This window comes from Streptomyces sp. NBC_01244 (genome assembly GCF_035987325.1).
Lineage (GTDB): Bacteria > Actinomycetota > Actinomycetes > Streptomycetales > Streptomycetaceae > Streptomyces.
On record NZ_CP108488.1, the window covers coordinates 4,508,046 to 4,521,351 of the forward strand.

At 70.8% G+C, this 13,306-nt stretch carries 10 protein-coding genes; 8 read left to right on the forward strand and 2 right to left on the reverse strand.

All coding sequences use genetic code 11. The features are described from left to right. Positions 1 to 67: 67 nt before the first annotated feature. Complete coding sequence (locus OG247_RS20175; protein ID WP_327253566.1) at positions 68 to 1,891, reverse strand: bifunctional metallophosphatase/5'-nucleotidase; 1,824 nt, start codon at positions 1,889 to 1,891, stop codon at positions 68 to 70. 218 nt (positions 1,892 to 2,109) lie between these two features. On the opposite strand from OG247_RS20175, the gene mshD reads away from it, so the two are divergent. Further along, positions 2,110 to 3,042 (forward strand): mycothiol synthase, encoded by a 933-nt coding sequence (gene mshD, locus OG247_RS20180; protein WP_327253567.1) that lies wholly within the window; start codon positions 2,110 to 2,112, stop codon positions 3,040 to 3,042. A gap of 92 nt (positions 3,043 to 3,134) precedes the next feature. Here the strand turns inward: mshD and OG247_RS20185 are convergent, their stop codons facing one another. Beyond that, complete coding sequence (locus OG247_RS20185) at positions 3,135 to 3,419, reverse strand: hypothetical protein (RefSeq protein ID WP_327253568.1); 285 nt, start codon at positions 3,417 to 3,419, stop codon at positions 3,135 to 3,137. Between the two features lie 773 nt (positions 3,420 to 4,192). Here OG247_RS20185 and OG247_RS20190 point away from each other — a divergent pair. The 7 genes from OG247_RS20190 (at position 4,193) to OG247_RS20220 (ending at position 13,251) form a co-directional block, all read left to right on the forward strand. After that, positions 4,193 to 6,523: an RNA degradosome polyphosphate kinase gene (locus tag OG247_RS20190; RefSeq protein ID WP_327253569.1), complete on the forward strand. Its 2,331-nt coding sequence runs from the start codon at positions 4,193 to 4,195 to the stop codon at positions 6,521 to 6,523. After that, positions 6,504 to 7,460 (forward strand): CHAD domain-containing protein, encoded by a 957-nt coding sequence (locus OG247_RS20195; protein WP_327253570.1) that lies wholly within the window; start codon positions 6,504 to 6,506, stop codon positions 7,458 to 7,460. The genes OG247_RS20190 and OG247_RS20195 overlap by 20 nt, the downstream gene beginning before the upstream one ends. Positions 7,461 to 7,833: 373 nt before the next feature. Then, positions 7,834 to 8,970, forward strand: coding sequence for a phosphate ABC transporter substrate-binding protein PstS (pstS, locus tag OG247_RS20200; RefSeq protein WP_327253571.1), 1,137 nt, complete (start codon positions 7,834 to 7,836; stop codon positions 8,968 to 8,970). Between the two features lie 132 nt (positions 8,971 to 9,102). Beyond that, positions 9,103 to 10,092 carry a phosphate ABC transporter permease subunit PstC gene (gene pstC, locus OG247_RS20205; protein WP_327253572.1) on the forward strand — a complete coding sequence of 330 codons (990 nt, stop codon included), beginning with the start codon at positions 9,103 to 9,105 and terminating at the stop codon, positions 10,090 to 10,092. After that, positions 10,092 to 11,174: a phosphate ABC transporter permease PstA gene (gene pstA / locus OG247_RS20210; protein ID WP_327253573.1), complete on the forward strand. Its 1,083-nt coding sequence runs from the start codon at positions 10,092 to 10,094 to the stop codon at positions 11,172 to 11,174. The genes pstC and pstA overlap by 1 nt, the downstream gene beginning before the upstream one ends. A gap of 30 nt (positions 11,175 to 11,204) precedes the next feature. Further along, positions 11,205 to 11,981 carry a phosphate ABC transporter ATP-binding protein PstB gene (pstB, locus tag OG247_RS20215; protein ID WP_243339432.1) on the forward strand — a complete coding sequence of 259 codons (777 nt, stop codon included), beginning with the start codon at positions 11,205 to 11,207 and terminating at the stop codon, positions 11,979 to 11,981. Positions 11,982 to 12,066: 85 nt separating this feature from the next. Then, positions 12,067 to 13,251 carry an FG-GAP repeat protein gene (locus OG247_RS20220; protein WP_327253574.1) on the forward strand — a complete coding sequence of 395 codons (1,185 nt, stop codon included), beginning with the start codon at positions 12,067 to 12,069 and terminating at the stop codon, positions 13,249 to 13,251. Positions 13,252 to 13,306 lie beyond the last annotated feature (55 nt).

A 13,306-nucleotide genomic window follows, 5' to 3' on the forward strand; every position in this document is an offset into this window, starting at 1 on the left:
GGGGCGGCGGACCGATGGCCCACCGCCCCTCGAGAGGCAGGTACTGCTTCAGGTACTGCTTCAGGTGCTACTTGATGACCGTGATCCGGTCCGCCACCGGCGGGGCCAGCGGCGCGGCCGCCGAGGAGTGCGCGGCCAGGTAGGCGTTGAAGACGTCCAGGTCGGACGCGCCGACCAGCTTGTTCTTGTGCTCCTTCAGGACACCGAAGCCGTCACCGCCGCCCGCGAGGAACTCGTTCATCGCGACCCGGTAGGTACGGGCGGGGTCGATGGCCTCGCCGTTCAGCTTCACCGAGTCCACGACGATGCGGTCGGCACCCGCCTTGGTGGTGTCCAGGGTGTAGGAGAAGCCCTTGGAGATCTGCAGGATCTTCGGGCTCACCCCGTTGACCGGGCCGCTGACCTGCTGCTGGAGCGCGGTGATCAGCTGGGCGCCGGTCAGGTCGACGACCGTCATCATGTTGGTGAACGGCTGGACCGTGTACGACTCCCCGTACGTCACCACTCCGTCGCCCTCGGCGCCGGCGGCCTTGTGGGCCAGGTCCGCGCGGATGCCGCCCGGGTTCATGATGGCGAGCTGGGCACCGCCCTTGGCCGCCGGGGCCAGGGCCTCCAGCTGCGCGTCGGCGATCACGTCACCGAGCGGCTTCTCGTACTCCGCCGAGCCGCGGCCCGCGATGTCGGCCGAGATGTAGCCCATCGGACGGTTCGCGATCGGCGCGGCCAGCGCGTTCCAGCGCTCGATCAGCGCGGTCAGGTCCGGGGCCTTGGGCTGGTCCCGGGTGACGACCTTCTGGACCGGCTTCGGCGACGCGACCGGCGTACGGACGATGTCCTTGGTCCGGCGGTCGTACGTCAGGGTGGTGTCCGTGAACAGCCGGCCGTACGAGGCGGCCGAGGTGACCGTGCGCGGATTGCCCGCCGGGTCGGGGATGTTGCACGCGTACGCCTGGTGCGTGTGGCCGGTGACCAGGGCGTCGACCTTCGGCGAGATGTTCTTCGCGATGTCGACGATGGCCCCGGAGACGCCGGCGCCGGCGCCCGGCACGTCACAGTCGTAGTTGTACGCGCCGCTCGCGGGCAGGCCGCCCTCGTGGATCAGCGCCACGATCGACTTCACGCCCTGCTTGTTCAGCTCCTCGGCGTACTTGTTGACCGTCTCGACCTCGTCGCCGAACTTGAGGCCCTTGACCCCTTCGGCGGTCACGATGTCGGGCGTGCCCTCCAGGGTGACGCCGATGAAGCCGATCTTCACGTCCCCCTTCTTCCAGATGAAGGTGGGGTTCATCATCGGGCGCTTGGTCTTCTGGTCCACCACGTTCGCGGCGAGGTACTTGAACTCGGCGCCGCCGAACTCCTTGCCGTACTCGAAGCAGCCCTCGACCGGGTGGCAGCCGCCGTACTGCATGCGGCGCAGCTCGGTCTTGCCCTCGTCGAACTCGTGGTTGCCGACGCCGCTCACGTCCAGGTCGAGGTCGTTGAGCGCCTCGATCGCCGGCTCGTCGTGGAAGAGGCCCGACACCATCGGGCTGGCGCCGATCATGTCGCCGGCCGCGGCGGTGACGGAGTAACGCTTGCCCTTGCGGGCCTCGCGCAGGCTGGTGGCGAGGAACTCGACACCGCCCGCGGGTATGGCCTTGGTGGTGCCGTCGGCCTGACGCTCGGTCACGGTGCCCGAGGAGCCCTGCGGGGGCTCCAGCGTGCCGTGGAGGTCGTTGAACGACAGCATCTGTACGTCGACGGTGCGGCCGTGGTCCTGGCCGTATCCGTCACCACTCGCGGCTCCGGCCGGAAGGGCGGCGGCGAGCATCGCACCGCCGGCCGTTGCCACGGCGAGAGCGGTGAGGGCCAACCGGCCGGTTCGGCGGTGCCGTTGTGGCGTCGCTGACATTTGGTCCCCTTTGCGGACAGCGATACATCTTGGGAGGTCTGCCGAAGCCTAGAGTCAACGCGCGTAGCGCGACAGGGGGTACCGGGTATCGAGCTGGTTACACGCAGGAGACCGGTGCCCGTCCGCGGGGCCGTCCGCGGTGCCGTCCTCGGTGCCATCCGGGCGCCCGTCCGGGCCGCACCCCGCCGGTCCCCCACCGTGGTCGTAGGCTCGGTTCCATGACTGACGACGCAGCAGTGGTCCTGGAGCCGGGACGGCAGATCCAGACCCTCGACGAACTGACGGACGAACAGGCCGACGCCGTTCTCGCCCTGATCGAGGACGCGGCCCGCACCGACGGCACCACCGCCGTGTCCGAGCAGGGCCGGCTCCAGCTGCGCGGCGGAGCGCGGGAGGGGATCCGCCACTTCCTCCTGACCTCCGACGGGCGGCTCACCGCGTACGGGCAACTGGAGGACACCGACCCGGTGGAGGCCCCCGCCGCCGAGCTCGTCGTACACCCCGCGATGCGCGGGCGCGGGCACGGACGGGCGCTGGGCACCGCCCTGCTGGCCGCCTCCGGCAAGCGGATCCGGGTGTGGGCGCACGGCGGCAAGTCGGCGGCCCGCCACCTCGCGCAGGTGCTCGGCCTGACCCTGTTCCGCGAACTGCGTCAGCTCCGCCGCCCCCTCGGCGCCCAGGCGCCCGCCCTGCCGGAGGTCGTCCTCCCCGCGGGAGTGACCGTACGCACCTTCGTGCCCGGCACCGACGACGCCGCCTGGCTGGCCGTCAACACGGAGGCCTTCGCCCACCACCCCGAGCAGGGCTCACTCACCCAGCGGAACCTGAACGACCGCATCGCGCAGCCCTGGTTCGACGCCAAGGGCTTCTTCCTCGCGGAGCGCGACGGCGAAGTCATCGGCTTCCACTGGACGAAGGTGCACGCCGAGCAACAGCTGGGCGAGGTCTACGTCCTCGGAGTACGCCCCGGCGCGCAGGGCGGCGGCCTCGGCAAGGCCCTCACCGCGATCGGCCTGCGCCACCTCGCCGGGGCGGGCCTGCCCACGGCGATGCTCTACGTGGACGCCGACAACCCGGCGGCCCTGGCCGTGTACGAGGGCCTCGGCTTCTCCACCCACGAGGTGGACCTGATGTACCGCACGGAAAGCTGACCCACGCCCCGCCCCGGTCGGCCGGGGGGCCGGAAGCCTCCCCGGCTCCCGGCTCCCCGACTACTCGGCTCCCCGACTCCCCGACTACTCGACTACTCGGCGCCCAGCTTGCAGGCGCTCTCCGCGGTCGCCTTGGTCACCCCGCTGCCCTCGGTCAGGCCGGTCACACACTCGTCCTGGGCCCCGGTCAGCGCGATGTAGCACGAGGCGCGGACGGATGCCGGAGCCTCGCCACCCTTCAGCTCCCGCTCGACCTTGTTGATACAGGCCGAGACGTCCGCGGGTGCGGCCAGGGCGGCGGGCGCCGTCAGGGCCGCGCCTCCCAGGGCGAGGGTCAGACCGGTCAGGACACTTGCGATACGGGTCGACGTGCGCATGGGACGTACCTGCTCTCCGAGATCCCCACGCGGCCCGAACCTAGACCGGACCTGGACCTTCCCGGACCCGACCTGGAACCGACCCGGACCTGCCCGGACCAGACCCGGACCTGGACGGGACGGACCGGGCCGGGCCGGACCGGGACCGGCCCTAGACCAGACCCGGACCCAGACCCGGACCCAGACCGACCAGACCGGGACACTGGACCGGACCCGAACGGGACCCGAACCGGACCCCACTGGGCCCTGGCCGGACCGGGTCCCGCCCGTGGCGGTGCCCGGGTGTGCCGGACCACGTGAGTAACGGCGCCGAGCACGCGCGGCCGACGTGCGGCCGGGCCCGGTCCCCGTACCGGACCGGCTCGGCAGGACATCCCTCCCTCCTACCGACGCTAGAACACCCCCCGACCCGACGCACCCGCTGGCGCCCCCCGCCGCCCCGGCGCGAACCGCAGCCCCTGCCCCGCGGCCCCGCCCCCGCGCACCGCCACCGCCGCCACCCCATCGGCCCGCTCGGTGGCCTCCACCTCGCCACGGCGGGCCGTCTGCCCCTCCTCCCCAGGCGCAGCCACGACTCACGCTCCGCGGCGCAGCCGAGCCGCCCCCCGTTCCCGGTCGGCACCAGCCGACCCCCGCCCGGACCCTGGAAGCCATACGCCATTAACCGGGCATTAATGCGCGGTCGCGAAGCTGACCGCATGCAGCCCCGACTCCGACTGACGGCCGACACTTCCGACGCGCCTGTCCTCCCGCGCGCGCGGAAGAATGGAGTCATGAGCCACAAGCCCAGCGCAGCCCCTTCCGAGGTCCCCACCCAGCAGCCGGCGCACAAGTTCGCCTCGCCGTCCGCACCCAGCGCCGCCGATGTCTCCGATTCCGCGGCCGCGCGTGCGGCCACGCCCGAGGCCGTGGCGGCCCGCGCGGCCACCGGTGCCCACGCCCGCCTGGGGTCCATAGCCGCCCACCGCCCGCACGTGGATCTGGAACCGGATCTCGACGCGGACCTGGACGCCTACGACGAGAAGGACACCGGTGAGCTGCCCCCGGGCCGCTTCCTCGACCGGGAGCGCAGCTGGCTCGCCTTCAACGAGCGCGTCCTGGAGCTCGCGGAGGACCCCGCCACGCCCCTCCTGGAGCGCGCGAACTTCCTGGCGATCTTCGCCAGCAACCTCGACGAGTTCTTCATGGTCCGCGTCGCCGGCCTCAAGCGCCGCATCGCGACCGGCGTCGCCACCCGTTCGGCCTCAGGCCTGCAGCCCCGTGAGGTCCTCGACCTCATCTGGACCCGCTCCCGCGAGCTCATGGCCCGCCACGCCGCCTGCTTCCAGCAGGACATCTCCCCGCAGCTCGCCGAGGAAGGCGTCCACCTCATCCGGTGGCCCGACCTCACCGAGAAGGAGCAGGCGCGCCTCTTCACCCTGTTCCGCAACCAGATCTTCCCGGTGCTCACCCCGCTGGCCGTGGACCCCGCGCACCCGTTCCCGTACATCTCCGGCCTGTCCCTGAACCTGGCCGTGGTCGTACGCAATCCCGTCAGCGGCCACCGCCACTTCGCCCGGGTCAAGGTCCCCCCGCTCCTCTCCCGCTTCCTGGAGGCCTCCCCGCAGCGCTACGTCCCGCTGGAGGACGTCATCGCCGCGCACCTGGAGGAGCTGTTCCCCGGCATGGAGGTGCTCGCGCACCACATGTTCCGCGTGACCCGCAACGAGGACCTCGAAGTGGAGGAGGACGACGCGGAAAACCTCCTCCAGGCCCTCGAAAAGGAACTCATGCGGCGCCGCTTCGGCCCGCCGGTGCGCCTGGAGGTCGAGGAGTCCATCGACCCCGGCGTCCTGGACCTCCTGGTCCAGGAGCTGAAGGTCAACCCGTCCGAGGTGTACCCGCTCCCCGGCCCCCTCGACCTCACCGCCCTCTTCGGGATCGCCTCCCTGGACCGCCCGGAGCTGAAGTTCCCGAAGTTCGTCGCCGGCACGCACCGCGACCTCGCCGAGGTCGAGTCCGCGTCCGCGCCCGACATCTTCGCGGCGCTGCGCGAGCGGGACGTGCTCCTGCACCACCCGTACGACTCCTTCTCCACCTCCGTGCAGGCCTTCCTGGAGCAGGCGGCCGCCGACCCGGACGTCCTCGCCATCAAGCAGACGCTGTACCGGACCTCCGGCGACTCCCCGATCGTGGACGCCCTGATCGACGCCGCCGAATCCGGCAAGCAGGTCCTCGTACTCGTCGAGATCAAGGCCCGCTTCGACGAGCAGGCCAACATCAAGTGGGCCCGCAAGCTCGAGGAATCCGGCTGCCACGTCGTCTACGGGCTCGTCGGCCTCAAGACCCACTGCAAGCTGTCGCTCGTCGTCCGTCAGGAGGGCGATACGCTGCGCCGCTACTCCCACGTCGGCACCGGCAACTACCACCCCAAGACGGCACGGCTCTACGAGGACCTCGGCCTGCTCACCGCCGACTCCCAGGTCGGCGCGGACCTCTCGGACCTCTTCAACCGGCTGTCCGGCTACTCGCGCCGCGAGACCTACCGCCGGCTGCTGGTGGCCCCGCGCTCGCTGCGCGACGGCCTGATCTCCCGGATCGACAAGGAGGCGGCCCATCACAAGGCGGGCCGTCCCGCGTACGTCCGCCTCAAGATGAACTCGATCGTCGACGAGGCGCTCATCGACTCCCTCTACCGGGCCTCGCAGGCGGGCGTGCCCATCGACATCTGGGTCCGCGGCATCTGCGCGATCCGCCCCGGTGTCCCCGGGCTCTCGGACAACATCCGGGTCCGCTCGATCCTCGGCCGCTTCCTCGAGCACTCCCGGGTCTTCGCCTTCGGCAACGGCGGCGAGCCCGAGGTGTACATAGGCAGCGCCGACATGATGCACCGCAACCTCGACCGCCGTATCGAGGCACTGGTCAGGGTCGCCGACCCGGCCCACCGCGCGGCTCTGGACCGGCTGCTGGAAACCGGCATGTCCGACGCCACCACCTCCTGGCACCTGGGCCCGGACGGCGAATGGACCCGGCACAGCACGGACAGCGAGGGCCAGCCGCTGCGGCACGTTCAGGAGATGCTCATTGACGCCCGGAGGCGCCGGCGTGGCTCAGCCAAATCATGACCTGACCGCGACGACGGCAGGCACCGTGCTCGGTACGTACCTGCGTGCGCAGGCCACCGCGTTCCTACGGGGCCTGCGCCTCCACGAGGAGGGCGCCGCGAGCGGCGGCGCCGAGGGCAGCGAGGCGGCGCGCAGCCTGCGGGGGGCTGCGCGCCGGATCTCCTGCTCCCTGTCCACGTTCAGGGCGGTGGCCGATTCCTCCTGGGCGGACTCGCTGCGCACCGAGCTGGTCTGGCTCTCGGCGACCCTGGCCGACGAGCACGCGTACGCGGCCCGTCTGTCACGGCTGATGGACGCCCTGCAGCGGCTGTCGGGAAGCCCCGAGGTGCCGGCTCCCAGGGGTACGGCGGGCTCGCTGACCGTGGGCTCGGCCCGCGCGGGCGCCCTGCTGGAGCGCCAGCTCACCCTGGCCCGTACCCGGGCCCACTCCGCGACCCTGCAGGCGCTCGGCTCGTCCCGCTTCCACGCGGTCGCGGACGCGGTGGCGGTCCTGGCCTCCGAGGTCCCGCTGGACCCGGTGGCGGCCCGCGGCCGGGTGGACGACGTCCTGGTCCCGCTCGCCGAGGTGGCGCATTCCCGCCTGTCCACGGCGGTGCACTCGCTCCCCGCCCCCTCGCCCTCGCACCCGTACGACGCGGACCACGACGGCTCGTGGAACGAGGTGCGCCGCCTGCTGCGCGTCCACCGCTACGCCCGGGAGGCCCTGGGCGGCGACGTGGCCCGCCTGACGGCCGCGGGCGAGGCCCTGACCCGGCACCGGGACGCGGCGGAAGCCGCCGCCGCCTCGGCCACGGCGGCCCGCACCCCCCGCATCGCCCCGGCGACGGCGTACGCCCTGGGCGTCCTGCACGCGGACCAGCGCCACGAGGTCGAAGCCTCCCGGGCCACCTTCCAGCACATCTGGCAACCGGCCGATTCCAGCCACGCGGGCGTGTGACCCCTCCAGCCCCCACCGCGCGCCGGCGGCGGCCGAATCCAGCCCCGCCGGCGTTTGAGGCGCGGGGGTCCGGGGGCTGGTCCCCGGCAACGGCGCCGCACGCACCCGCGACGGGTCACGCATCGGTAACGGCGGGATAACAGAAGATGACCCCCAGTCGCGGCACGGACCTCTCACACCACCCCGTCCGCCACGGTTCACCGTCCGTTCACTTACCCCGGTCGGCCGCTTCACCTGATCTGCCTAACTTCGGAGATGCAAGGGCGAGTCGCCGCGAAGGCGGAGGATTCACCCGGGCAACCGACGTAGTCCTCTTCGCACGCCGCCCCGATTCAGAAAGCGGCCGGCGGCTTCTGGAAGGAAACACCCGAAAGTGAAGCTTCAGCGCAAGAACATGCTTCGTGCCTCCGCCCTCGGGGCGCTCGTCGTGTCCGGCGCCCTGGTCCTCACGGCGTGCGGCTCGGACGACAACACCAAGACCGACGCCGGCGCCTCGGGCAAGCCTTCCGCCGCCGTGGGCGACATCAAGTGCGACGGCGCCAAGGGCAAGCTCCTCGCCTCGGGCTCCTCCGCGCAGAAGAACGCGGTCGACCTGTGGGTCAAGAACTACATGGCGGCCTGCCCGGGCGTCGAGGTCAACTACAAGTCCTCCTCCTCCGGCGAGGGCATCGTCGCGTTCAACCAGGGCACCGTCGGCTTCGCCGGCTCGGACTCGGCGCTGAAGCCCGAGGCCGTCGAGGAGTCGAAGAAGATCTGCACCGGCGGTCAGGGCATCGACCTGCCGATGGTCGGCGGCCCCATCGCCATCGGCTTCAACGTCGCCGGCGTGGACAAGCTGACGCTGGACGCCCCCACCCTCGCCGCGATCTTCAACGACAAGATCAAGAAGTGGGACGACGAGGCGATCAAGAAGCTGAACCCGGGCGTCACGCTTCCCGCCACCGCGATCCAGGCGTTCCACCGCTCCGAGGACTCGGGCACCACCGAGAACCTCGGCAAGTACCTCAAGGCCGCCGCTCCCGAGGCCTGGACGTACGAGGCCGCGAAGAAGTGGCCGGCCCCGGGTGGCCAGGCCGCCTCCGGCTCCTCCGGTGTCGCCTCGCAGGTCAAGGCCGTTGACGGCGCGATCGGCTACTTCGAGCTCTCGTACGCCTCCTCGCAGAGCATCAAGACCGTGGACGTCGCCACCGGCGCCGCCGCTCCGGTCAAGGCCACCGGCGAGAACGCCTCCAAGGCCATCGCCGCCGCCAAGATCTCCGGTACCGGCGACGACCTGGCGCTGAAGCTCGACTACGCCACCAAGGCCGAGGGTGCCTACCCGATCGTCCTGGTGACCTACGAGGTCGTCTGCGACAAGGGCAACAAGGCCGAGACCCTCTCGACCGTGAAGTCCTTCCTGAACTACACCGCGTCCGACGCGGGCCAGAAGGTCCTGACCGAGAACGGCTACGCCCCGATCCCGGCCGAGATCAACGCCAAGGTCCGCGAAGTCATCGCGAAGCTCGCCTAATCCAGACCCCCGGGACCACCGGTCCGCTCCCCCCGTCCGGGGGGCGGACCGGCCCGGGGACCCTCCCCTCCACCCAGGGGATCCGGTGCACCGCCGCCAGGGGGCCTGCCCCCCATCCAGACCGGAAAGATCATGGCTTCCACCACACCCACCCAGATAGACACGGCTCCGCCTGTCTCCAAGAGCGGAAGGTCCACCGGCCGCGCCGGTGACAAGATCTTCGCGGGCCTCTCCAAGGGCTCCGGCATCCTGCTCCTGGTGATCATGGCGTCGATCGCCGTCTTCCTCACCTACCGCGCCTCCATCGCGCTGGCCGACAACGAGGGCAACTTCCTCACCACGTTCGACTGGAACGCGTCGGCCAATCCCCCCGTCTTCGGCATCGCCGTCCTGCTCTTCGGCACCGTCGTCAGCTCGATCATCGCGATGGCCATCGCGGTTCCGATCGCCGTCGGCATCGCCCTCTTCATCTCGCACTACGCGCCGCGCAAGCTGGCCGCCCCCCTCGCCTACGTGGTCGACCTGCTGGCCGCCGTGCCGTCGATCATCTACGGCATCTGGGGCGCCCTCTTCCTCGTCCCGCAGCTCGCCGGACTGAACCTCTGGCTCGACGAGTACATGGGCTGGACCTACGTCTTCGACAAGACCCAGGTCGGCGTCGCACGCTCGCTCTTCACCGTCGGCATCCTGCTCGCGATCATGATCCTGCCGATCGTGACCAGCGTCAGCCGCGAGGTCTTCCTGCAGGTCCCGCGCATGAACGAGGAAGCCGCACTGGCCCTCGGCGCGACCCGCTGGGAAGTCATCCGCATGTCGGTCCTGCCCTTCGGCCGCTCCGGAGTCATCTCCGCCTCGATGCTCGGCCTCGGCCGCGCCCTCGGCGAGACGATGGCCGTCGCGACCGTCCTCTCCCCGAGCTTCCTGATCTCCGGCCACATCCTGGACCCGGGCGGCGGCACGTTCGCACAGAACATCGCCGCGAAGTTCGACGAGGCCAACGAGTTCGGACGCGACGCCCTGATCGCCTCCGGTCTCGTGCTCTTCCTGCTCACCCTGCTGGTCAACGGCGCCGCCCGGCTGATCATCGCCCGTCGCAAGGACTTCTCGGGGGCGAACGCCTGATGAGCCACGCACTCCAGGACCAGCGGCCCTCCCGGGCCACCAAGTCCGCCGCCCCCAGCAGCCTGACGCAGGGCCACCTGCCCCGCTGGGCCCCGGCCGGCATCGCCGTCGCCTCGGTCGCGCTCGGCTCCGGCCTCGGCGCCGTCTTCGGCCTCCACAGCAAGATCCAGTGGGGTCTGCTCGCGGCCGCCCTGTTCGTGATCATCACGTACACGGCCAGCTCGATCGTCGAGAACCGCCGCCAGGCCAAGGACCGGGTCGCGACCTCCGTCGTCTGGGTCTGCTTCGTCCTCGCCCTCGCCCCGCTGCTCTCGCTGCTGTGGACGACCATCAGCCGCGGCATGAAGGTCCTCGACGGGGACTTCCTCGGCCACTCGATGAACGGCGTGACCAGCTTCGAGCCCGGCGGCGGCGTCTACCACGCCCTGCTCGGCACCATCGAGCAGGTCGCCCTGGCCACCGCGATCTCGGCCCCCATCGGCCTGCTGACCGCCGTCTACCTGGTCGAGTACGGCAAGGGCTCGCTCGCCAAGGCCGTCACCTTCTTCGTCGACGTCATGACCGGCATCCCCTCCATCGTCGCGGGTCTGTTCATCCTGACGACGTGGAACCTGATGCTCGGCTTCGGTCCCTCCGGCTTCGCCGGCGCCATGGCCCTGTCGATCCTGATGATGCCCGTCGTGGTCCGCTCCACCGAGGAAATGCTCAAGCTCGTCCCGAACGAGCTGCGCGAGGCCGCCCTGGCCCTCGGTGTGCCCAAGTGGCGCGTGATCCTCAAGGTCGTGCTCCCCACGGCCATCGGCGGCATCGCCACCGGCGTGATGCTGGCCGTGGCCCGCATCGCGGGTGAGACCGCCCCGATCATGCTGCTGGTCTTCGGTACCCAGCTGATCAACAACAACCCCTTCGAAGGTGCCCAGTCCTCGCTCCCCCTGTACATCTGGGAGCAGTACAAGGTCGGCAGTGAAGCCTCCTACGACCGGGCATGGGGCGCAGCGCTCGTCCTGATCGCCTTCGTCATGATCCTCAATCTGGTGGCTCGCGGCATCGCCCGCTGGAAGGCCCCCAAGACCGGTCGCTGACGCGACCACCCGAAAGCGAAGTGACCCCTCATGGCTAAGCGAATCGACGTCAGCGGACTGTCCGCCTTCTACGGCACCCACAAGGCCATCGACGACATCTCGATGACCGTGGAGCCCCGCTCCGTGACCGCCTTCATCGGCCCCTCCGGCTGCGGCAAGTCCACCTTCCTGCGCACCCTGAACCGCATGCACGAGGTCACCCCCGGCGGCCGCGTCGAGGGCAAGGTGCTGCTGGACGACGAGAACCTGTACGGCCCCGGCGTGGACCCGGTCGCGGTCCGCCGCACGGTCGGCATGGTCTTCCAGCGCCCGAATCCCTTCCCCACCATGTCGATCTTCGACAACGTGGCGGCGGGCCTGCGCCTGAACGGCTCCTTCAAGAAGTCCGAGCTCGCGGAGATCGTCGAGAAGTCCCTCCAGGGCGCCAACCTCTGGAACGAGGTCAAGGACCGCCTGAACAAGCCCGGCTCCGGCCTCTCCGGCGGCCAGCAGCAGCGCCTGTGCATCGCCCGCGCCATCGCGGTCGAGCCCCAGGTCCTCCTGATGGACGAGCCCTGCTCGGCCCTCGACCCGATCTCCACCCTCGCCATCGAGGACCTGATCGGCGAGCTCAAGGAGCGCTTCACGATCGTCATCGTGACGCACAACATGCAGCAGGCGGCGCGCGTCTCCGACCGCACGGCCTTCTTCAACCTCTCCGCGGTCGGCCAGCCCGGCAAGCTGATCGAGATCGACGACACGGACCGGATCTTCTCGAACCCGTCCGTGCAGGCGACCGAGGACTACATCTCGGGCCGCTTCGGCTAAACCGAGATGTGATTGAGCGTCCTGCGGTGCTGCATGGCGGTGCCACCGCAAGGCGAAAGAAAGAAAAAGGGCCGGCTCCCCCTGGGTGGGGGGAGCCGGCCCGCTTCTTTTTCCGGCCCCGCACGCCACCGCGGACTTCAACGGCGACGGCTACCCCGACCTCGCGACCAGCGCCCACTCCGCGACCGTCGGCAGTCTCCCCAGAGCCGGGATGATCTCCGTCCAGTACGGCTCCCGCACCGGCCTGCAGACCACGGCCGCGCTGATCTCCCGGGCCACCCCGGGCGTTCCCGGCGAGCCGACCGAGAACGGCGGGTTCGGCTCGATCTCCGGCCAGGGCGACGTGAACCACGACGGATACACCGACCTGATCGTGCGCGACGGCCACGGGGTCCTCATCCTGCGCGGCGGCAAGGACGGCCTCACGGGCCGCGACCCAGGCCAGATCAATTACGGATCGCGCCTCCCCGACGGGTCGTACCTGTCACCGAACACGGCCGTCGCGGTCGGCGACGTCACCGGCTGGAACAACGGCGTGGTCTACCAGGGCGGCCCCGCCGGCCCGACCCCCGTCGGCGTGGTCAGGGGCCCGACCGACGGCGCGTTCGGCGACATCGACAAGGACGGCTACCAGGACTTCGTCGGCGGCGAGGCCGGCCAGTCCGACAAGGACGGCAGCCGGATCCACGTCTCCTACGGCGGCCCGAAGATGCCCCGCACCCTGTCCGAGGTGCTCACCTACACGCAGGACAGTCCCGGTGTCCCCGGCGTCGCGGAAGCCGACGACCGGTGGGGCAGCGCGGTCGCCGTCGGGGACACCGACGGCGACGGTTACGCCGACATCGTCGTCGGCGCCCCCTGGGAGACCGGCACCGACCTGACCGCCACGCACCAGTCCGGCTCGGTGACGGTGCTGCGCGGCAGCGCCTCGGGGATCACCGGGACAGGCTCCAAGGTGTTCACCCAGAACTCGGCGGGCATCCCCAGCACGTCCGAACGCTTCGACCACTTCGGCGCGCGCACCACCTTGCTCGACTCGGACAAGGACGGCAGGCCCGAGCTCTACGTCAGCGGGTACGGCGAGGACAACTTCACCGGCCGGGTCTGGAAGCTGAAGACCGACACCACCGGCGTCACCGGCACCGGCGCCACCAGCCACAACCTGGCCGGCCTCGGCGGCCCGTCCGGCCGCGCCCACTTCGGCTACGGCTTCGGCACCGGAAGCTCCCGCTCCCCTAGCGGTCTCACCCCACCCCCGACATGCCAGTGAGCCCCGCCGGATCAGCCGATCCGGCGGGGCTCACTGGTGTCCGTACCCGACGCGT

Bases quoted from the DNA above. Each gene is read 5' to 3' on its own strand.
- mshD (WP_327253567.1), top strand. From the start codon at position 2,110: ATGACTGACGACGCAGCAGTGGTCCTGGAGCCGGGACGGCAGATCCAG.
- pstC (WP_327253572.1), top strand. From the start codon at position 9,103: ATGGCTTCCACCACACCCACCCAGATAGACACGGCTCCGCCTGTCTCC.
- OG247_RS20185 (WP_327253568.1), bottom strand. From the start codon at position 3,419: ATGCGCACGTCGACCCGTATCGCAAGTGTCCTGACCGGTCTGACCCTC.
- OG247_RS20190 (WP_327253569.1), top strand. From the start codon at position 4,193: ATGAGCCACAAGCCCAGCGCAGCCCCTTCCGAGGTCCCCACCCAGCAG.
- OG247_RS20175 (WP_327253566.1), bottom strand. From the start codon at position 1,891: ATGTCAGCGACGCCACAACGGCACCGCCGAACCGGCCGGTTGGCCCTC.
- pstA (WP_327253573.1), top strand. From the start codon at position 10,092: ATGAGCCACGCACTCCAGGACCAGCGGCCCTCCCGGGCCACCAAGTCC.
- pstB (WP_243339432.1), top strand. From the start codon at position 11,205: ATGGCTAAGCGAATCGACGTCAGCGGACTGTCCGCCTTCTACGGCACC.